We start from the raw sequence: 21,167 nt of genomic DNA, 5'->3' as shown, positions 1-21,167 counted from the left end.
TTAGCTTTCGACAAAACGGATAGCGTCATCCAGGTTTTCGGGCGTCAAATTGGCGTGCAGGAAATCACTGTTTTCCGGCAGGTCAATGACCAGCTTGCTGATGGCGCCAAAGGCCAGCGTGCCCTCTTCAAGCACGTAGTCGAGAATGTGACCGCCTCCGGTTCTGTCGTCGGTGATAAAATGTTCGTGGTACCCGGCGACGTTAATGCCCTGCATGTACTGTGGCGTACGGAACCCGATAAGCTCACCGCTGCGATGAGAAAATTCAAAGATGGGCTGATTGCCGAGCACTTCTGGCATCGAGCGGTATGGGCGGCACTGACACGGGACGGTACGGGTTTGTACCGATGAAAAGTGGCCGCTGACACGTAAGGCACAGAACTGATTGTCCGAGGTGATTTCACTGTCAATTAACTGGTGCAGCTCATGACGTGGAACAGCACGTTCGAAAGTGTGTTTATGCTGAGGCTGGAAGAAGGTCATAACAGCAAAGGGCGTTTTCTGCTCAGGATGGGCAGGACGGGCGCTGCCATCCGCCCGTAGCTGATAAACATTGCTGTCGAATGCAATCAATTCTCCGTCGAGCTGGTTGAACGTGCCCAGGCCAAAGTCGCCTTTACGCAGTAAATCTGCAATTCGGGTTTCACCTTCGTAAACACCGCTCAGAAGTGCACTCATCAAAGAGGTTTGATACATAACACTTTCTGGCATATTTTTTTGCAGTTTGTTCACCGTATCTTTAAGTTGATCCTCGCAGGAACAATCAGTTACAAAATTGCTCATTGGATGCCTCATGGGTTAACTGTTAAGCCGTGTTAACATTATGGTGGTCCCGTTTGCCGACAGAATCCAATAGCAAAACCTGTTAACTTTGAGACGTTTTTAATATGGAACTGCGCCATCTACGTTATTTTGTTGCGGTCGCACAGACTCAACACTTCACCCGAGCGGCTGAACTACTGGGCATTTCGCAGCCGCCGCTGAGTCAACAAATTCAGCGCCTGGAGCATGAAATTGGTACCCCGCTGTTGAAGCGGCTGACACGTGGTGTGGAACTGACAGAGGCTGGAAAGACTTTTCTTACAGACGCGATTGAAATTGTTCAGCTGGCCGATTATGCCCTGGAGAAAGCCAGAGGCGTTGCCCGTGGGATGAGCGGAAAAATGTCATTAGGTTTTGCGAGTTCGGTGGCGTTTAATCCTCGTGTGTTCGAAATCATTCGGCACTTTAAAGCCCGCTATCCTGCACTGGAATTAATGACCCGCGAAGAAAACATGTCTTTACTGATACAGGATCTTCAGGAAGGACTACTGGACGCGGCGTTTATTCGTTTACCCTGTGAAAGCAGTCGGTCATTTAATTTGCGGGTTATTTCGACCGAGCGGATGGTGTTGGCACTGCCTGCCGACCATCATCTGAAACATAAAACGGCCATTGCGCTAAGTGAGTTGGCAGACGAAACGTTGATTATTTTTCCACGTGAAGTTTCGCCCAGTTTGTATGAACTCATTGTCAGTGCCTGTTTACGGGCAGGTTTTTCGTCTTCCTCTTTCCAGCAGGCCCCGCAAATCAGCTCTTCGCTGGGGATGGTCAGCGCGGGCTGCGGGATTGCGCTGATCCCTGAATCCATGATTTGCGTACAGAATCCCCACATTTGCTTTCGTGACATTGCAGAGAATACGCTCTTTACGGATGTCGCTTTTGCCTGGCGGCGTAATAATGCGTCCAAGGCCGTGAACCATTTATTAGCACTCATTCCTGCGCGTTAAACACTCACCGTTCACTCCTTTCGGTGGCAGAAACGAAGCGGGAAAAATAAAAGATGCAGTATGAAAAGGGGAAATAAGCGCTGCGAATATATTCCCCTGATGCGTCACCGGGGCTATTTCATGTTGCCTTTGTGTTTTCACATAAATGAAATTTTCTTTCACATTAGCTGAATTAATGCACCACATTGGTGCAAAAAAGTCAATGCCATTTCTAACATTTAATTAACTTTTTGAACCTTCTCAAAGAACTGATAAATGGCTGATTTTTTAGTTTATGCACCTTTTATGCATTTCTTATGCAACCAGCGCAGGGATTTTACCCGGTTTATCTGCACTATTATTCACTCTTATTCAGCGTTAATCGAAATAGCATAGCGATAATGCGTGCCGGGCCGACATCATATTTTTTCTGGCAGTGATAAATTATACATGCGCTGAAAGCGTGTTGTTTCCACGGCTCAACACAATAAATAACGTCGATAAGAAAGGTTTTGTATGGATAAGTTATCTTACGCGTCTGACAGTAGTACATCCGCCTGGTCTACCTACCTTCAACAAATCGATCGCGTTGCCCCTTATTTGGGCGATCTCTCTCGCTGGATCGATACGTTACGTCATCCTAAACGTGCCTTAATCGTTGATATTCCTTTGCAAATGGATGACGGTACGATTCGTCATTTTGAGGGTTACCGTGTTCAACATAATCTGTCACGCGGCCCCGGCAAAGGCGGAATCCGCTATCATCCGGATGTTGACCTGAATGAAGTCATGGCACTCTCCGCCTGGATGACCATCAAATGTGCCGCTGTGAACCTGCCTTATGGTGGTGCTAAAGGCGGGATTCGTGTAGATCCCTTCAAATTGTCTGAAGGTGAGCTTGAGCGTTTAACCCGCCGCTATACCAGCGAAATTGGTATCATCATCGGTCCACAAAAAGACATTCCGGCACCCGATGTCGGTACCAACGGTAAAGTTATGGCCTGGATGATGGATACCTACTCCATGAATCTGGGCACCACCGTGACGGGCGTCGTGACAGGTAAACCTATTCACCTGGGTGGATCGCTGGGTCGCGAAAAAGCCACCGGTCGCGGCGTTTTTGTTACAGGTCGCGAAGTGGCGCGCCGTGCCGGTATTGAGATTGAAGGTGCGCGCGTCGCCGTTCAGGGTTTCGGTAACGTTGGCAGTGAAGCGGCACGTCTGTTCAGCCAGGCTGGCGCACGCGTCGTGGTGATTCAGGATCATACCGCTACCCTGTTCAATGCCGACGGTATTGATATGGATGCACTGACGCAATGGCAGGCCGAAAATAAACAGATTGCTGGCTTCAAAGGCGCACAAAGCATTGATAAAGAGGCCTTCTGGCACACGGAAATGGATATTCTCATTCCGGCAGCCCTTGAAGGTCAGATTACCCGTGAACGCGCTGAGACCCTGAGCTGTAAACTGGTACTTGAAGGTGCCAACGGTCCTACCTATCCCGATGCTGACGATGTGCTGGCAAACCGTGGCGTGATTGTGGTCCCAGACGTTATCTGTAACGCCGGCGGTGTGACGGTCAGTTACTTCGAATGGGTGCAGGATATGGCCAGTTTCTTCTGGAGTGAAGACGAGATTAATAAACGGTCTGATAAAATCATGACTGAAGCCATGATCCACGTTTGGGAAAAAGCCAAAGAGAAAGACTGCTCTCTGCGCACCGCTGCCTATATCGTTGCCTGTGAGCGTATTCTGATGGCCCGTAAAGATCGCGGTATCTATCCGGGCTAAGCCAGTAAAAAACAACCCGCGATGTGCGCGGGTTGTTTTTATTCAGCGGCTTTCGCTTAACGGAATTGCTGCACCGTCTGGGCCAGCTGTTGCGCCTGATCTTCAAGCGAACTGGCTGCCGCCGACATTTGTTGCACCAAAGCCGCGTTTTGCTGCGTTGTTCCGTCCATTTCATTTACCGCAATCGTCACCTGACTAATTCCTCGCGCCTGTTCATCTGACGCGGCAACGATTTCGTTGATGATACTTTGTACAGAGGAGACAGCCTGGGTCATTTCATGCATCGTTTTGCCTGCCTCATTGACCAGCGTGACGCCGCTTTGTACCCGGGCACTGGACTCCTCAATAAGCGCGGCAATGTCTTTGACCGCACCGGCACTGCGTTGCGCCAGGTTTCTGACCTCAGAGGCCACTACCGCAAATCCGCGCCCCTGCTCGCCCGCCCTGGCCGCCTCGACGGCTGCGTTGAGCGCCAGGATATTGGTCTGGAAGGCAATGCTGTTGATCATGGTGGTGATATCGCCAATTTTCTTTGAGCTGTCATCGATTTGCGACATGGTCTGTACCACCTGGCCCACCAGGTTTTCACCCCGGCTGGCAATAGTGGTCGCATTTCCGGTCAGGTGCGTAGCCTGCTGGGCGTTATCCGCGTTCAGGCGAACCGTGGCGCTGATTTGTTCCATGCTGGCTGCTGTCTCTTCCAGTGCTGCCGCTTGTTGTTCGGTGCGCGAGGCTAAATCCAGGTTGCCGCTGGCTATCTCACTGGCCCCCTCTCTGACAGACGCGCTGGCATCTTTAATCTGGCCCACAATGGATTGCAACTGGCTCTGCATGGTGTGCAGGGCGTAAAACAGGCTGGCGTTGTCACCGTGCGCGACCTTAATATCATTGCTGAGTTTGCCTTCCGCAACGGCCAGCGCGATGCGGGCTGCTTCTGCAGGTTCGCCACCAAGCGGGCGCATTACTTTGCGATTAAATAATAACCCCAGTACGGCACCTACCAGCAGGATGCTCACAAGCATTAAACCGATAGCCCAATAGAGCTGGCGGTTTGCGGCGGCCATGACCTGGCTGACAGGGGCGACAATTCCCACATACCAGGGCTTATCGCTGTTGCCTATCACCACCGGATACCAGGTGTACATGGCTCTTTCACCCAACACCGGATCATCATGTTCGACGATCTGACGGGTAAAATTGTCTTTGTCGCCTTTCCATTCCTTACCGGCGTCATTTTTAACAGGTGAAGATACCACTTTGCCACTGTTCGAAAGCAACAGCGCATAACCCGTATCCTGCCAGGGTTTTATCTGGTTCACTTTTTGCTGTAATGACGCAAGCGAAATATCCGATGTGACCACCGCCATGAGCTTGCCTTGATCGATAATGGGTGAGGCAACCGAGGTCAGTAAGGTTGGCACGCCGTTGTACGGGTAGCTGTAGGGCTCTATCAGGGTATCTTTACGCGACTGTTGAGGGACAAGATAATAATCCCCCTGGCCAGGCGTCAAATAGGAGAGCAGCGGATGCATGGCATAGTTGCCGGACTGATCGCGGTCAACAAACCAGGCATAGCGGCCCTGAGGTGGCTGTCCTTTCTGACCAACAAACTCCGCATCGCGACCGTCAAACGCGTCAGGTTCAAAAATCACGGACATAGAGAGATAGTCAGGGTTGGCCCTGAGGGAATACTCCATAATTTTGTCGGCAATTTTCCGGTCATTAACGCCCGCTTTTGGTAAGGCAATCAGGCTTTGGCCAAGGCTGTGTGCCATATCGCGCGCGTAATTCAGCTCTTGCTGAATCTGCAGGCCGCGACTTTGTGCAATCTGTTGAAGATAATTTTCCGCTAAGTTTTTTTGCTCTTTTGCCGATTGCCAGCTCAGGACGCCAATAGTGACGGTAAAACCAAGCGTAATAGTCAGGCCACCGGCAAGCAGCATCTGGGTGCGGGTGGTCAGTGTTTTTTTTGCGGGTTGAGAAGTCATGCGGATTCCCCTGAAATCGATCGGCTTAATTGACTTCCCTGCCAGACAGACGCTTTTATGTTCCTTAAGGATCTATCGGCGCTCAATAAACGAACTTTAATTCTCATGACTCAAGTCAGACCTTAATCACAACGTTCATCATCAGGGGGAAAGCGCATGATTTCGAAAGAGAACGCAGAACATTATTTCTGGGGTGAGCAGTGTGAGGGTTGGCATCTGCTTAAAAGACACGATCTGAGCATTATTTATGAGCAGATGCCGCCTGCAACACATGAAATACGGCATTATCATGTGCGATCGCGGCAGTTCTTTTTTGTGCTGGAAGGCCAGCTCAGCCTTGAGGTGGAAGGTGTGGTGCATCATCTACAGACGCAACAGGGAATTGAAATTCCCCCCGGCGCAAAACATCAGGCTCGCAATATCAGCGATAACAGCGTCACTTTTTTAGTCATTTCTCATCCCACAACGCGTGGCGATCGTCATGATGTCGTCTGAACACCGGGCGGGAAAGTGAAATTTTGGTAACTTATCGCGATGATTTTGACCTGAAACAATAAACGGGCGGAAAAAATATGTCAGTTTGTGCCCTCTTTTTTGGCGGGATTAAAACCGGACTTATTCATGTGGAATCATACTGGCTGGCTTCACAGCTCTGCGCTTTGTTTTGGCTGGCTTGCCAGATATCTCCATCACTACGCTTTTGCCATCACACATTTGACTGGCTGATCGTAATGCAGGCAAGCACGGCGTAAACCAGTCAGTGCGCGCGAAGCGTTATGGGGAGAGCGTTGTGCGGGATAACAGGCAGGCAGTTCACAGGTAATGAACTGCCAGGAATGAACCATCAGGCCGCTTTAACGGCGCGGACTTTTTTCTCACTTTGCACAGTCGCGTCAGCTGTTTCTGACACATTTTGCGCCGTGCCAGGTAATTTGCTGGTGCGAAGAATATGCTGTACCGCGTCTTTTTGCTCTGCCAGCAACAACCCTAAGGTTTCAGCCTGCGATTCGTCCATATCGGCCTGGTGTGCCAGTAACCAGTCGGTGAACGCCTCTGCCATATCCAGCATTTTGTCGTAGGCATCGGCCTCTTTCTTATTGGCAAATGTCATCTTCTCTTCACCCTTTCTGACTACTACAAATTTGGTTTCGACAGCCATTTTATTGCCCTCACATACTGTTTATTTATACAGTATAACACAGTCGGCGACGTTTTCCAGTGAAGAAAAGACACAACGGTTAAACCTGCCCTGCTTACGCCATTCGGTGTGCATCAGGCCAGTAATTCTTCCATAAACTCAGCCAGCGCTTTACGGGGATCGTCCTCTTCCGACACGATCATTTCGATTCCCCATTGCCCCAATACTTCTTTTGCCACCGGGTTATTGCGATTGGTAAAAAGGTAAGATTTGGGTCGGGCGGTTGCCAGGCCTGTGCGCCCCCACATTTTTGTCAGCCGATAGAAGAGCAGACGAATATTAAAATCACTGATGCTGTAGCCAACAAACAAAACCGAATTGCCCATGACATCATGGGTCAGCTTGATATCTAACGGCGAATCAAAATAGAGGCGTTCAAAGTAGCTGCTTTCATCCAGTACGATAGAAGTATCGTCATCAAAGTCGCCATGAAGTTTGATGATATGACGTTTATCTTCGGTGAGTGAAACCAGATCGGCTGCATTCGCCACTTTTGAATAAGGCACGCCATGGGCCTCATGCGCGGCTTCCAGCCACCGATCGTAATTCGTGGTATAGATGCGTGAAAAGTTGCCCTGAGTGATCATGGTATGAATTTCAGAGCTGCGGACATCAATATCAGGCCGGTGCCATTCGCGATCCATCCAGCTTCGTAACGGTCCTAACGAACCTTTTTTCTGCTTGTAGTACTCAGCCAGAGAGAGGTGCGTACCGTAAGTATTAAAAATTTTCGGATCGTACCCCAGTTCATTAGCCAGATGAGCGATAAGCTCATGCCATTCAGGCAGGCCGAGATTACGGGAAAGACCGGCTCCGGCAAACAGAATGAGCTTGCCGGAATCGTATGCGCGTTTGAGCTCAGGTTTCATGCCACGCCTCGTGCAGTTTTTAAAAAGGCAGCAAAACGATCCAGCGCAATGCGACGGTTGGAAATTTCGTTTTTCTTCTCGCCCATCTCAGCGAAGGTTTGATCGTATCCTTCGGGAATAAAGATACAGTCCCACTGGAATCCATGGGGACCGGCAGGTTCAGGTGCAATAGTGCCGCGCAATTCGCCGAAAAACTGGTACATTTTGCGTCCGTCGCAATAACCCAGTACGGTTTTGGCGGTTACACCCTGACTGTCGAGGCCCTGTACCAGCGATGCAAAGCGATCGGCACCGAGGCGATTCCAGAAAATACGCGTCAGCCCCGCAGGCAAACCATTCAGGCCATCCAGATACAGCCCGGTGTGCTCAACAAAAAGCGGACGTCCGATAATAGAGAAGGCCTTCGTCAGTTTATCTCGCACTAAATCCAGTTCATTTTCCGTTTGAATTTCTTCAATGCGACGCGCGATGGGTACGACGTCCACGCCCACAGGTTCCAGTATTCCGCGGACCTCCGCCAGTTTTTGCTCATTGGCCGAAAGGAATCTGATTTTCATGCTTCTTCCACGTTGATTACGCTGCCTCAGTCAAATTTATCATTGAGACAGAACAAGAGGTTATCGCTGGTGAGTGTAGCGCAAATTCGCGCCTTTCTGGCGTGAACATTTGCGCAAAACGCGGGGTTACAGAGTAGAGCGGATAAAACAGAACAACGCAGGACGTGAATAAGTCCGAATAAGGCATGATGTAAAACACCGCTCCGTTTAATAAGCACCCGCTGCATTGGCTATTTAAAGACACACAATCTTTTGCGCATCGTCTGCGTTTTTGCACCTTTCCAAAGCGCGGAAATACCGTAAGCCACAGAGAAACCGGCCGCGAAGTTCTTTCAGGGGCTCTGTTCGCCAGCCAGACTGATGCAGGCGTCATCATAGTACTGACAGTATCAAGTCACTAACGTTTTATTTTCCATCCAGTGCCTGACAGATGAATCGAAAATATTACGCATAGCATAAGCCGTTTATCCTGCGCTCTCTGTTCCGTTCGTCAAAGCCGCATCACTCGTCAGGGGCTGAACCTGTCTTTCACTGGCAGAGAGTGCTCTGGCGAGACTGTATAAAAGAATCGGGAAGAAAGTGGGACGTGACGCCCTGACAAGGACCTGTGTATTTATCGGTGGCAAAGCGGTTTTGCAAACGGCAGCGATGAACGTTTATATCTTTTATTGCTAATGTACGGCATGTGCAGACCAGTGCCGCCCTTCACACCGACTGTTCACCCTTCCGGCATTTCAAAATTCATCCTGAGGAAAATGATAAAGACGCCGCACTACGCATGTTTTTGTGAAAAGCGGTTTTGAATGGTTCCAGAAACCCCCTGCACGTTATTCTGTCAGACAGAGCGACTCACTTTTCAGACGTGGAATGAAAAGCATCCCATAGCGGAAAAGATGACAATATCTGCCTTAGCGAAAAGTGCAAGAATCTAATGGCAGCAATACGTTGTGTTTTCATGAGCAAATGGCATCACGTCCGCGGCCATATAAATGTTGTAGATCGGATAAATTCTTATAGCGACGATAACCTCCCGACTGGCTTTAAGTACAGTGACGGAGAGAGGCCATCAGGATGATATTAGCTACCCGTTTTTATTCTTGCCGTCAGTTGTCAACGCTCCGCTTATAGCTCTGCTTTACAGCACGAAATGTGTGATTAAACCTTAAGGCAGACAGGCGCGCGTACCCACAATGTTATCCATCATAGCAATCTATATTGCGCTGACTAACCGTGTTAAAAGAAGGATTTGTCCTGTAAGAAAAGTTGCAGACTTCAGTAATCGTCTGGCTTCACAAAAACTAATCCCGTGAACAGGAATGAACAAGACGGTTAACGCATTATCCGGCGATTAAGACACAACCATTTTGGGGCAGAATGAAGATAAGGACAATTTATCATGGGGAATTATTAACCTGACGTTATCATTTACCTGCGCTGGAATGAAGCGACTTTATTATGCCGTAATATCCCTGTAACTGGTAAGGAGGAAATACATTACATACTGATTTTTATTGCTTTTTTAAGTAAATAAATGGGCGTTATTTTCAATACGTCACCGTAATATGCTACCGTTTATCACCTGGACCTCAACGAAAAAGGCGCTGACAATGCGTCTGGCATTTAAATTTTATGTATGTTTAATGCGTTTAAAATGCCGTAATAATCCTAAGCGGTAACAAATTTGTACATTTCAGACAGAAGAGATATTTCTTTCCTTGATTATTTTTCGTAGAATGACCCTGTTTAAATATTCGCTGTAATTTAAGGATTAACCAATGGATGCGCTCAAAGCATTAAATAACCTTCGTATTCTACGCGCACAAGCCCGGGAAATTGAGCTTGATGTGTTAAATGAAATGCTCGAAAAGCTTTCTGTCGTTGTCGCTGAACGCCGTGAAGAAGAAGAAGCTGAGCAAGCTATGCTGCGCGAGAAAGCAGATAAGTTAGCTAAGTATAAAGAAATGCTGATGAATGACGGCATTGATATTTCTGAACTGGTTGATTTGCCCACAGAGACAAAAACAAAAGCTAAGCGCGCACCTCGCCCTGCTAAATATCGCTATACCGATGAAAACGGTGAAACTAAATCGTGGACAGGCCAGGGCCGTACACCATCGCCAATTAAAAAGGCGCTGGACGCTGGCGGTTCGCTTGACGATTTCCTGATCTGACAAAATGCGCGGTATTGATTTCGATACCGCGCATTTTATTGGAAACATTGTTTTAAGAGATTATCTGCTCATCATCATTATTGATGAACTGGCTAATTGTAGCGTCTCATTCTCATACCGATGAGGGAGATGATGGTAGCTGTCGCTTTCAGTAATACGCTCAACCGTTTCTGAATACCGCTCCAGCGCAGTCCGCATTTGCACAACATAATCATGCGTATCGTAAACCCGATCGATTCCCTCTAATGCATGATTCATAATTTTTCTTGCCACATCGTTTGGCGTGTCCAGCGCGGCGAGTTTCGAACGTGCCGTTCGACGTAAATCACGCGGCGTGAAAGGTTCCAGCCCTAATCCCCGAGGCGCACGCAACATCCGGCGTAGTGCCTGATTCAGCGCACCTTTCGAAAGCGGCTGCATGACATCACGCGGCGCAGGTACGAGCCAGGGAGAAGCCGGATCGCTGGCAGCAATTAAGGCCTCAATACAACGGCGCATTAACGCTGAAATGGGTAAAGTATGTTCGCGCTGGGACTTGTTACGTGTTCCCTGCTTCTATAATCCGGATTGCAGATTAAATTCTGATTTCCGCGCCTGAACAACTTCGTCAGGCCGACGGGCACTGACCAGACACAGACGTAAGGCCCAGCGTACCTGTTCTGACAGCGACCAGTTATCCAGACCATGCCAGAAAACCCAAATCTCCGCGTCTGACAGTTGCCGGCTTCGTGGAGGTGACGCACGGCCCGCAATATCACGTTTCCTCAGTGAAGCCACGGGCGAATGCGCCAGGTAACCCTGCATTTCGGCCCAGGACAAAAACTGTTTAGTCAGAGCAAAAACGCGCCGGGCTTCCTCTTTTTTACCTTCAGAAATCAGGACGTTATAGAGCCTGTTTAATCGTAAACGCGTCAGGTTTTTTAGCGGTAAAGTGCCAATATTCGGCAACACATGCCTGAGTAGTGATGATATGGCAATTTCGGGACGACGTCGGGTGACAAGCAACGACAGTTTTACCCACACGCGGATAACCTGCTCCACTGTTCCTTCGTCGCCAAAATTATCCAGATCAGACAAGGAAGCATGTCTGATCTGATTGAGCCAACACATGACGTGACGGCCCACATGCGGCGATGTCATTTCTGTCAAAATTTCTGCCACTGCCTCTCCTGATCGTAAAACTGTCGGCCAGATTCTACCTTCCAACAGCCTGTGACTCCAGACCTGTTAAGTCTGGAGTCACAATGGTAGCGCTGTACGCTTTTTAAGAAAGTCATTAAGGAAAAGACTCTCATTATTTTTAAAAGGATTGGTTAATAAACCCGCAGAGAACAACGCGATAAATGATGGATTATTTCCACAACGGCGCTTTCTCAGGAGATAAAGACGATGAATGGGATACGTCAGCTAACTGAAAAGTATGCGGTCAAAAATTCCGCGATGCGTTTTGTGCATTTGACAGCTATTCGCTGTACGGAGATCCGGGCAGGAAACCTCTGCGCACGTTCAGATGAACAGGCGCTGTAATAGCAAGTGAGACAGCTTCACCAATATCAGGAGGCGCAGATAAATTACGGGATTCTGATCGTCGTGCTACCGCTTCATGAGTACGCCCCCTGCCATAAATTATGAGGCGCACCGCCAGCAAGATCTCTGCAATACCTGGCTCGGGCTACGGGAGAGATTATCGATAAGAAGGCACTCTCGGGTTGACCATGTGGTCAGAATGCATTTGATACAGCGGCACTGCACTCTAACATTGAAAATGAGACAATTGCGCGTAACACCAGCCGCTTCAGCTCTTGCTAAACGTATAGTTAAAAACTCGTCCATTTTGAGTTTGCACAGTCAGCGTCTTTCCCGCCGATGTATCCAGAGCCCTGGCCTGACTGTATTTCCACATCATGACCTGCTGCCCGTTGGGATAAGGTGATTCTGTATCAGGCGGTCCAAACATACGAATGAGCTCTGCACGTGTCGTCTGACCGGGTTTAATCTTCTGAATAGTCGCCGTATCGAAATTGTGTCCCACAGAGTTAGAACATGCAGCAAGAACCCACACCAGGCCCATGATAATTAGTGATCGCATTACGTTGTTCCGGGAGATGAGGTTGACATGCGTTGCATCGCGCTGTGTTACAAGGGTTGTACTATTATGATATCGGCAAAATAAGCATTCACTGCAATAAATGTCCGAATGCGTATTATGGCCTACATACCGCCCGATGGCGTACTAAAATTCCGTACTGGCATGTCGACATTATTAAAAACGTTGCGTGATGAATTACCGCTGCTCTCTGTCAATACGATTTCCTCTTTCGCCACCGCAAGACAAAGGCTGAAGGTGACGGATATGGCCGTGCTGCATGTGGACGACTCGCTTGTTCACCCTGACGACAGTCGTTAATTCTGCCGCCTGAATGACATCGATAAATCCCTATTTTTCAGGTGGTTAGCCAGAAATCACCCTTTAAAACACCCATTCAATTTCGTGTGCAATATAGGATTGATCGCCACGTCATGCTGAACGCCAGCTTACCGGAAAAAAAATGCAGGCCGTTAACTGGCCTGCTCGCGTTATCCTGAAAATGGCTGGAACGATTTTTATGTCTGTAAAAAAGGGACAACTGCCCCTTTGTACAGAATAAAAAAATCACTTATTAGTTACACTGTAACTTTTTTGGTCTGGCAGACAGTCGCTTCATTTTTTCAGCGAAGGCCTTAGCACACAGGCGTTCTTATAGACTCTCCAGATTCAGTGAAAGCCAGTTACCCTGTGCATAGCGTGCCAGACCGGCCTCTTCAAAGCGCCAGAGATGGAGCCAGCCGTTATCGAGCAGTTTCCGGATAACCTCATGCTTACTAATCACTGTGTCAATGGCGCTTTGCGGCGCGTCGATAACAACGGTCAGGCGCAACGGCTCGTGCATCCAGTGCTCGCCGTCATGGAGCGACTGACGTGATAAACCGATCCGCAGATCGCCGCCATTGCCCTCAAAGACACCGATACGCCCGCCCACTACGTTGTGCAGCACCTTATTACCGCTCCCCATCCTTTGCGGATCGCATGTTGACGCGTGGTACTGCCAGTTAATCCAGTGTGTGACCAGCATGGGTGCGGTCATCAGGCCTTCCAGTAAACTACCATCACTATCCTGACTCGCATCGTAGTCATGCAGAAAGCTGCGCCCGCCCAGGACTACGCCACGACTTCTGTGACGAGGGGCAATAAGAAAGGCTGCGTTGCCCGAAAGACCCCATTCGGGACGGGTTTGTGCCCCGTCATTAGCGCGACGGCGTAGTTGTCCGAGCAACACATCTTCGGGCGCACGCGGGTCCAGCTTAAGGGCGGGTGCCCGCTCGCGGCGGACCTGATCACTGGCTTGATTAAAAATCGGTTGCAATCGCTCACAGCGGGCGCGCGCACTTTGCGGCAACAAATCGAGATCAAACCACTCGATTTCATCGGTAGTGGTGTTATGCAGGGCGGCCACAAACGCCGTAGAGTCCGGAATCACTGTTCCTTGCGCTTGCAGCCCCTGGCGAACCTGTGGTTCGTTAAGCAATTGCGCCAGGCTGCGTGCATTCACTTCACCGGTCTGGCCACAACAGGCACCACAGTCCAGTGCCGCTGCGTGGGCATTGTTAGCTGACTGGCTGCCATGTCCCACGAGGAGCACTATAGGTGCCAGATGCTGTTCCAGGCCCATGGCGTGAAGAACCCCGGCAGCGAGCTTAACTTTAGCCTCAGTATCCAGCCCAACCAGTTGTGGGCGGCACGTCTCCCGAAACCGCGCAGGTAAGCCAGCAAGATCATCTCTGGCACGTGCTTTATTGCCCGGGCGTAACCAGTTTACCAGCTTGACCGAGTAGCCCAGTCCAACCGCTTCCACAAACGAGAAGGCAGCCCCCGGCCAGCGGCTAATCGCATTCCATTGATCGGCCATGGCAAATCGGGCGTGACGCGAACGACTGGCCTGGCTTTGCAGTGCCGCATCGGCTTTATATTGCGAACCCGCCTCCACGATACGGTCAGCGACCTCCAGGGAAGGCGCAAGTAAGCCGGGTAACTGGGGACGGCGGGCTTGCGTGCCCAGCGGTGTGTAGGCAACGGGAAGGCCAAAGAATCCTGCACAACCGATGGTCTGTATACCAGCATTCACGGTCTCAAGCGCACGGCGCAACGGTTCACTGCGCACATCAATGCAGAAAGCAGCCTGAGCTTCGATTGCCTGATGTTCCGTACCATGACCTTTTGCCAAGGCCAGCCGATGCGCCAATTCACGCTGATAGCCAATCTCCAGCGCCAGTTGCCATACTTCGTCAACCAGCATCGCCTGTTCCGCCGCATCCAGCACCTGGTGAGCCTGTTTCCAGGCGTGCTGAAGCGAAGCAAGCGCGTGCCGGGTTGCTGCATCATCTTTGCATTCCAACAGGATTACGCCCCAGGCTAAGCGAATCGTCAGCAACTCGCGCAGGTGTGGGTCCTTACCCCCCGCCAGTCCCGCCTGCCAGCTCAGACAGGCACACCAGGAAGCCCACCCATTCACGGTAAGCAGTACCGATTCCAGATAATCCGCCCATACAGCCTCAGGCAGGCCCAGACGTGCGATAAGCCAACGCTCCGCATCGGTAGCATTATCGGGTAAAGCATTGATAGCGTTTGTGATATGGGGCAGACCCATTAAAAAACCGATACCCTGATCGTGTCCCAGCGTATCCCGCCAGAAGGCATATAAGCCCTGTCGCTGAGGTTGCCAGTTCGCCTGATCTTCATCGAAGTAGGCGGCGCAGGTTTGACCAACCTGGTGCGTGATAGCCTGCCGCCAGGATAATCTCTGGTGCCGATCAGGATCGTTGTCGAGCACATCGATTAGCAGCGGCAATTGCACTGGTGAGGTTCTTGCCTGTAACGCATCCAGGCACTGTTCAGCCGTCAGACCGGTCGCTTGTGCTTCGGGCAGCTGATGTAGCGCCAGATTGAGATCGGCAAGGCTGATACGGCCCTCGCGCCAGGCCAGGAACTGCTGATCGCGCGATGGGAATACCTGGATACCGCCGAGTACCGCCATCCGGGCGGCCACCCTGCGTACCGGCATGCCAATACGCGACCAGTGAGGGTTGACAGCAATGGCGCGATCCAGCGGCCATGTTGGTGCAATCGCCTGGCAGGCCTGGCTGCAAGCCTGCTCAATTGCAGCATGCCGGGAACAGGCGTTTTGTGTCGATTGCGTCAGGCTCGCCGAACCGGTTTTTTCGTTATTGACTAAGGTATCCATCAGTAGGCTCTCCAGTTTATTCGTGTGGTTCAGCTCAGCCTGTCAGCAACAGGCGCGGTTGGTACTTCAGGTTCAACGTGCATAGAAACCCGGGATGTGAGGTTAACTGGCCATAAGCGCAGCGCCAGACGTGTGAAGGCTTCGTCAAGGTAAAAACCCGCATAGCTCCATTGACGCAAGCGCGACAGGTGTTGCGGCTGCTTTTGCAATAACACCTGACAGAGATACAGGGCCGCCATGCCTGCCAGCGCGATCAGACCCAGACTGTCATCCGGCATATCCTGCAGGCCAAGCGGCAGCGCATGTGCTGACAGCGCAACTGTCGTCAGAGCGATCACCGTGACGCACCCGAAAAGAAGCTGCGCCGACTTTCCAGACCTGCCCTCTGAAGCCTCGGGTAACCACAGTAACGGTGCCCAGGCCATACCAAGCACCACACTCCACCACCAGGGCCAGGCGGCAAGACCTGAGAGCATCAGCACCAGAAACACGGCGGTAATTGTCAGCACGGGGGCAAAAAACACGCTAAGGGTGCTGGGCAAAGCGGCCCGGTGCAAAGCCTGCAGGCGAGTGTCCCTTACACCTTCCGAGGCCGACAGGAAAGCATGGGCTTTATAGAGTGAATGGCCAATCAGATGCAGTGCCGCCAGCGTATAAAGGCCAAGCGCGCATTCGAGCAGCATGAAGCCCATCTGCGCAACGGTTGACCAGGCCAACCGCACTTTAATACTGATGCGAGTCAACATGACAATGCCTGCCAGCACAGCGGTCGCCAGCGCGAAAATCAGCAACAGGATGCGCGCAGCGTTTGCCTGATCTAACATGGGTGCGAAGCGAATAAGCACAAAGCCCCCCAGATTGACGACGCCAGCATGTAAGAGCGCCGATACAGGTGTTGGCGCCTCCATCACCTGTATCAGCCAGCCATGCACGGGTAGCAAGGCCGTACGAAAGATGACCGCCATTACGAGCAGAACGGCGCTCGCCTGTAAGGACAGCGACATGCCATGCTGAGCGATATGCATCCCCAGAGCTGACAGCGAGAAACTACCTACATCCCACCAGGCGAGCGCGGCAGCGCCAAGCAACATCACGTCAGCCATGCGATCCGCAATGTGCTTTTTGTGTGCCGCAAGTCGCGCAAAAGGCCGATCGGGATAAAAGCAAAGCAAGTGCTGAAGTGCCACACCGACTGCGGCCCAGGCCGCGATGAGCAGCAGCCAGTTATCGGCGATCACGAGCAGATGCACGCTGCACAGCACAACGGCCAGTGCGCCAATATAGCCTCGCTGGTTGGCTTCCCCTTCAAGGTAACGCGCAGAAAATGAAGCGATAACCTTACCCAGCACTTGCACCAGTAAAGCCAAAACCAGGCCAAAAGAGGTTGCCATTATTACGCCCGTCCATTGCGCACCACTGATGCCCGCGGCAAGACACAGTCCGGTTAAGGCAATGGTACTCAACGAGACTCCCTGTAATACACGCCAAAGCATCGGCGTGGTAATCCAACTAAACCGCGTCAGTCCCGCTAATGCGGCCATTAGAAATGCTGGCGCCAAAAAACAGACCAGATGCAGAACATCAAGGATATTCATTGTATTTCCCTCATACGCTTAATTAGCCGTATGATCATTGACCTGAACTATTCTGTAAAATATATTTATTTGCACATTTAAATATTAAAAAACGAACAATGAACCTCAACCAGTTGAATTTTCATCACCTTTATTATTTCTGGCGCGTGGCCAGGCTTGGGCATCTGACGCGGGCTGCCGAAGAGTTGGCCACCTCGCAATCGGCCGTTTCGGTGCAAATTCGGCAACTGGAGGATCGACTTGGAGAAAGTTTGTTAATCCGTAAAGGTCGCCGTCTGATGCTGACAGACACAGGTCAGCTGGTTATGGCCTATGCCGACAACATCTTTGGTCTGAGCCAGGAGATGTTGGGACGGTTAAAAGGCACGTCAGCCGGTGTTACACGGTTACGCGTGGGCAGCGTGGCAACGCTGTCGCGAAATTATCAGGAAAACTGGATTCGGCCCGCGCTTACCGACCCTGCCATAGTACTGACACTGGAGTCCGGATTACTGGAGGGCCTGCTGGTCAGGCTGACGCAGCATAAGCTGGATGTGGTGCTGGCTAATGAGACAGTACCTGCCGATCCCGATCGTCCGTTGCGCTGCGTGTTCCTGGGCAGCCAGTCTATCTCCGTCGTCGGCCCCGCGAGCAAATGGGCGTCACAAAGCCTGCGCATCCCGGAAGACCTGGATGGCGTGGAGATTGCCCTGCCCGGCCCGCGCCATGCCCTGCGTGCGCAATTTGATGCTTTATGTTCTAAGGCCGGCGTGACGCCAAGACTGCGAGCCGAGGTGGACGACATGGCGATGCTGCGTCTGATCGCCCGCGACAGCGGCTGGCTCACCGTGTTGCCCGAGGTTGTGGTTCAGGATGAGCTACGCGCCGGCATTCTTGTCTCCGTGGGCCAGTCAGACGAACTGCAGGAGCGCTTCTTTGCCATCACAACACCACACCGGCATCGTATTGACGTGCTGGAGCAACTGCTGGCAGGGGCGCAAAAATTACAGGTGCCCAACTGAGTATCACGCCGATTGCAGGTTGCCTGGCAATGTATTGAATCGTCCAATAGCTAGAATTATGAGCTTTCACACTAAAATATAAATTTGAGTTGGTGTGAAAAATACAGATGAACGTCGTGTAAATTTCACACATTTTAAGATGCCCAGGAATTTTCATTGCAATTTCCACTGCAGGCATTACCCTGTATATAAAACGCATACACTTTATATACAGGATGAATATGGGCATCGTAAAAATATCCGACGTGATGCATGAGAATCTTCGTATTGCCAGTCAGGCAATGAGCCGCTCGATCAACTCGCAGGCTGAGCACTGGTTAAAACTGGGCATGCTGGCCGAGCTCTATCCGCAGTTAACGCAAAATGAACTGGCGCAAACGCTCATTCGTATAGAAATGAACGGCGGTGCCGATATTCGCCAGGTGCTGCCTAAGAGTGACCTGGCCTCACAGGGAGAAGTGTAATGGGAACAGTGAAAATACATTCCGCCGAAGAAATCGAAAAAGCTCGCGCGGCAGGTCATGCTGCAGCACAGGTGCTGGCCATGATCACACCGCACGTTCGTCCAGGCATTACGACGGAAGAGCTGGACGATATTTGCCACGATTTTATTGTCAATGAACTCAACGTGACGCCGGCTAATATCGGTTATCACGGTTATACGCGAACCACCTGCACCTCTGTAAACCACGTTGTCTGTCACGGCATCCCTGCGGCAAAAAAACTGAAAGACGGTGATATCGTGAATATCGATGTCGCCATTATTAAAGATGGCTGGTATGGCGACACAAGCCGCATGTATTTTGTTGGCACACCGTCCGTGCGCGCCAAACGCCTGGTCGATATCACTTATCAGTCGCTGGTTGCCGGTATTAAAACTGTCCGTCCTGGCGCGACCTTAGGCGATATCGGGGCAGCCATTCAGCGCATTGCTGAAAATGCCGGCTTTTCGGTTGTCAGAGAATATTGCGGTCATGGCGTCGGCGAGATTTATCATACCGACCCACAAATTTTGCATTACGGTACGCCCGGTGAAGGGATGCCCTTGAAAGCTGGTATGATTTTTACTATCGAGCCGATGATCAATGCCGGAAAAGCGGGCACCAGCGTGCTTTCCGATGGCTGGACGGTAGTCACGAAGGATCGATCACTCTCCGCACAGTGGGAGCATACCGTTGCCGTTACCGACACGGGTTTTGACCTGCTCACGCCCTGGCCCGAGGGAACGGGCGATTATCCCGCTATCTGAGTCAATAAAGCCGCTTTTAACAGGCGGCTTTATTTTTGCGGTATAAGATATCGCGCCCTGTGCTTAAAGACCTCGCCATAACTTCAAACCATTACGTCCCGAACGCTTAACGTCATATAACGCTTCATCGGCACGGCGCAACCATTCGTGTATCGAACTGGCTTTTTCTGCACAGGCAATACCAATACTGACTGAACAGGTAAAATCGGGCGAAGCAGGCAACCGTAACTGCGCAATGCGCCACTGAATATGCTCAGCGAGTCTGACAATACCAGCGTCATCAGCATCACGGACAATGACGCCCAGTTCATCGCCACCGAACCGCGCCGGTGTGTCTTTCATTCCCACACTGTCACGTAATAAACCCGAAATTTCCGCCAGAAGAAAATCCCCTGCTTCGTGACCATAGGTATCGTTAACATGTTTGAAATGGTCAACATCGATCATGATCAGGTAGGCTTTACTGTCTCCACGGCGGGTACGCAGAAATTCGCTTTCGAGTCGACGTTCAAAAAGACGTCGATTAGGAATTTGCAGACCCGGATCCATTAATGCAATGCGTTCAAGCTCGCGATTTTTTTGACGCAGCATATACGTCAGATTATGGGATACGACGCTTAACGCCAGCATATAAAAGGTCGCCAGCGGTAATGTCAGCCAGACTGTACGCAGGCTGAATGTCATTGATACCGGCGCGCCTTCAAGCGTCCAGACCAGAAGAAAGGCAAACAGAAATGACTGAAAGGCGGACAGGAGCTGTGGCCAGCCGCCTGCTGCGTAACGGTCGGAAATTAATACTGCCATGATCACAAAACACGGCATGGGACTCAGCGCCAGCAACGCGACCCAGATACCGCCAAACGCCGCATCAAGCGTCAGATTTATTCTTTCCCTCGCGGTTGAATCACGCGCGGAAGCCGCAAGGCGATAGGCCAGAGACGGCCAGACGATGACATTACCGATCAGTAACGCAAAAATAGAGATGCCGTGACCCTGTTCGACTAATACAGAAGCGATTGGCATGGCACATAAAATCGTCCCTAATTGGCGCATTGCGAACATGCGACGAACAAATCGCGTCGATCGCATTTTGAGATGATTATCATCGGGTGAGTAATAGGTCATTCGAAGGCGTAATTAGCAGTCTATATAACGCAGTTTATCTACAAAAAGAGCAGGCAGCATGACTTTTTAAGATTCTTTCCGCTTTATTTATTATTTTTTCTGGTGAGAAAAAAATGTTAGCTGCCAGCATTTAAAAAAATACGTTTAAGCCTAACGCGCAACATCATCTCATTGTCATGCATCAGGCTGTCAATTTAGCAATACATTGCCGCTATCTCCTGCGGCCCTTCGCGACCGACGCAGACCAGTTAAAATCGCTGACTTCACTGGCAGTCAGTGAGGACGGTTTCTTTTTTCGGACAGGTTTTTTGTTTTCCTTTTCTGCTTTTAACTTTTCTTTAAGCAATTTATCCGCCATCACCTGCTGACGCGCTTCAAGGTTAAGCGCTTTCTCTTTTTTGACGTCCGGTTCTTTACCCGTACGCTGGCGGTATTTTTCAATCAAATGATGAAGCATTTCATTGACGGCAAGTCGCTCTTCATCACTGAACTGATCGATGGAAATCATTTTCTTGTCATTCATCGTCGCTTTCCTCGTCGTGGGATCATCGGCAGTGTACAACAAGCCGGATGAACAAAAGGCATTTGCTTGCCTT

The 21,167-nt window shown here is 50.7% G+C and carries 18 protein-coding genes and 1 pseudogene; 8 read left to right on the top strand and 11 right to left on the bottom strand.

The window, feature by feature from the left end:
* Nucleotides 1-783, bottom strand: coding sequence for an acetolactate decarboxylase (gene budA / locus C1N59_RS21535; RefSeq protein WP_394551077.1), 783 nt, complete (start codon nucleotides 781-783; stop codon nucleotides 1-3).
* A 104-nt stretch (nucleotides 784-887) separates the two neighbouring features.
* Between budA and C1N59_RS21530 the strand changes: the two genes are divergently transcribed.
* On the top strand, nucleotides 888-1,769 hold the full coding sequence (locus C1N59_RS21530; RefSeq protein WP_394551075.1) for a LysR family transcriptional regulator: 882 nt from the start codon (nucleotides 888-890) through the stop codon (nucleotides 1,767-1,769).
* 495 nt (nucleotides 1,770-2,264) lie between these two features.
* Nucleotides 2,265-3,539 carry a Glu/Leu/Phe/Val family dehydrogenase gene (locus C1N59_RS21525; protein WP_054687846.1) on the top strand — a complete coding sequence of 425 codons (1,275 nt, stop codon included), beginning with the start codon at nucleotides 2,265-2,267 and terminating at the stop codon, nucleotides 3,537-3,539.
* Between the two features lie 56 nt (nucleotides 3,540-3,595).
* Here C1N59_RS21525 and C1N59_RS21520 read toward each other — a convergent pair whose 3' ends face one another.
* Nucleotides 3,596-5,527, bottom strand: coding sequence for a methyl-accepting chemotaxis protein (locus C1N59_RS21520; RefSeq protein WP_394551072.1), 1,932 nt, complete (start codon nucleotides 5,525-5,527; stop codon nucleotides 3,596-3,598).
* Nucleotides 5,528-5,683: 156 nt separating this feature from the next.
* Between C1N59_RS21520 and C1N59_RS21515 the strand changes: the two genes are divergently transcribed.
* Complete coding sequence (locus C1N59_RS21515) at nucleotides 5,684-6,022, top strand: cupin domain-containing protein (RefSeq protein WP_058702524.1); 339 nt, start codon at nucleotides 5,684-5,686, stop codon at nucleotides 6,020-6,022.
* A gap of 349 nt (nucleotides 6,023-6,371) precedes the next feature.
* On the opposite strand, the gene C1N59_RS21510 is transcribed toward C1N59_RS21515, so the two are convergent.
* The 3 genes from C1N59_RS21510 to C1N59_RS21500 form a co-directional block, all read right to left on the bottom strand.
* Nucleotides 6,372-6,686 carry a YebG family protein gene (locus tag C1N59_RS21510; protein ID WP_205954587.1) on the bottom strand — a complete coding sequence of 105 codons (315 nt, stop codon included), beginning with the start codon at nucleotides 6,684-6,686 and terminating at the stop codon, nucleotides 6,372-6,374.
* A gap of 113 nt (nucleotides 6,687-6,799) precedes the next feature.
* Nucleotides 6,800-7,594 (bottom strand): SIR2 family protein, encoded by a 795-nt coding sequence (locus C1N59_RS21505; RefSeq protein ID WP_033742404.1) that lies wholly within the window; start codon nucleotides 7,592-7,594, stop codon nucleotides 6,800-6,802.
* Complete coding sequence (locus C1N59_RS21500; protein ID WP_033742402.1) at nucleotides 7,591-8,151, bottom strand: non-canonical purine NTP pyrophosphatase; 561 nt, start codon at nucleotides 8,149-8,151, stop codon at nucleotides 7,591-7,593. The genes C1N59_RS21505 and C1N59_RS21500 overlap by 4 nt, the downstream gene beginning before the upstream one ends.
* Nucleotides 8,152-9,926: 1,775 nt before the next feature.
* Here C1N59_RS21500 and C1N59_RS21495 point away from each other — a divergent pair.
* Nucleotides 9,927-10,322, top strand: a complete 396-nt coding sequence (locus tag C1N59_RS21495; RefSeq protein WP_006121986.1) for an H-NS family histone-like protein — start codon at nucleotides 9,927-9,929, stop codon at nucleotides 10,320-10,322.
* A 60-nt stretch (nucleotides 10,323-10,382) separates the two neighbouring features.
* Here C1N59_RS21495 and C1N59_RS21490 read toward each other — a convergent pair.
* Together C1N59_RS21490 and C1N59_RS21485 are read right to left on the bottom strand one after the other, a co-directional pair.
* Nucleotides 10,383-11,462, bottom strand: a pseudogene (locus C1N59_RS21490) (tyrosine-type recombinase/integrase).
* Nucleotides 11,463-12,117: 655 nt separating this feature from the next.
* Nucleotides 12,118-12,411: a hypothetical protein gene (locus C1N59_RS21485; RefSeq protein ID WP_033742399.1), complete on the bottom strand. Its 294-nt coding sequence runs from the start codon at nucleotides 12,409-12,411 to the stop codon at nucleotides 12,118-12,120.
* Nucleotides 12,412-12,528: 117 nt separating this feature from the next.
* Between C1N59_RS21485 and C1N59_RS21480 the strand changes: the two genes are divergently transcribed.
* Entirely contained in the window at nucleotides 12,529-12,729 is a 201-nt protein-coding gene (locus C1N59_RS21480; protein WP_367144111.1) for a hypothetical protein, read from the top strand.
* Nucleotides 12,730-13,060: 331 nt separating this feature from the next.
* Here the strand turns inward: C1N59_RS21480 and C1N59_RS21475 are convergent, their stop codons facing one another.
* Together C1N59_RS21475 and C1N59_RS21470 are read right to left on the bottom strand one after the other, a co-directional pair.
* Nucleotides 13,061-15,601, bottom strand: a complete 2,541-nt coding sequence (locus C1N59_RS21475) for a YbcC family protein (RefSeq protein ID WP_394551069.1) — start codon at nucleotides 15,599-15,601, stop codon at nucleotides 13,061-13,063.
* Nucleotides 15,602-15,630: 29 nt separating this feature from the next.
* On the bottom strand, nucleotides 15,631-17,196 hold the full coding sequence (locus C1N59_RS21470) for an NADH-quinone oxidoreductase subunit L (RefSeq protein WP_394551067.1): 1,566 nt from the start codon (nucleotides 17,194-17,196) through the stop codon (nucleotides 15,631-15,633).
* 98 nt (nucleotides 17,197-17,294) lie between these two features.
* Between C1N59_RS21470 and C1N59_RS21465 the strand changes: the two genes are divergently transcribed.
* The 3 genes from C1N59_RS21465 to map all read left to right on the top strand — a co-directional run bounded on the left by C1N59_RS21465 (nucleotide 17,295) and on the right by map (nucleotide 19,446).
* Nucleotides 17,295-18,197 carry a LysR family transcriptional regulator gene (locus C1N59_RS21465; protein ID WP_006121992.1) on the top strand — a complete coding sequence of 301 codons (903 nt, stop codon included), beginning with the start codon at nucleotides 17,295-17,297 and terminating at the stop codon, nucleotides 18,195-18,197.
* A 221-nt stretch (nucleotides 18,198-18,418) separates the two neighbouring features.
* Nucleotides 18,419-18,661 (top strand): ParD-like family protein, encoded by a 243-nt coding sequence (locus C1N59_RS21460; RefSeq protein WP_367144108.1) that lies wholly within the window; start codon nucleotides 18,419-18,421, stop codon nucleotides 18,659-18,661.
* Complete coding sequence (map, locus tag C1N59_RS21455) at nucleotides 18,661-19,446, top strand: type I methionyl aminopeptidase (RefSeq protein ID WP_006121994.1); 786 nt, start codon at nucleotides 18,661-18,663, stop codon at nucleotides 19,444-19,446. The genes C1N59_RS21460 and map overlap by 1 nt, the downstream gene beginning before the upstream one ends.
* Before the next feature lie 63 nt (nucleotides 19,447-19,509).
* Here map and C1N59_RS21450 read toward each other — a convergent pair whose 3' ends face one another.
* Nucleotides 19,510-20,571: a diguanylate cyclase gene (locus tag C1N59_RS21450; RefSeq protein ID WP_367144107.1), complete on the bottom strand. Its 1,062-nt coding sequence runs from the start codon at nucleotides 20,569-20,571 to the stop codon at nucleotides 19,510-19,512.
* Nucleotides 20,572-20,782: 211 nt separating this feature from the next.
* Nucleotides 20,783-21,094: a hypothetical protein gene (locus C1N59_RS21445; protein ID WP_367144106.1), complete on the bottom strand. Its 312-nt coding sequence runs from the start codon at nucleotides 21,092-21,094 to the stop codon at nucleotides 20,783-20,785.
* Between the last annotated feature and the right edge of the window lie 73 nt (nucleotides 21,095-21,167).

Source organism: Pantoea sp. SGAir0183, from assembly GCF_043545505.1.
This window is presented reverse-complemented; position numbering and strand designations above follow the sequence as displayed.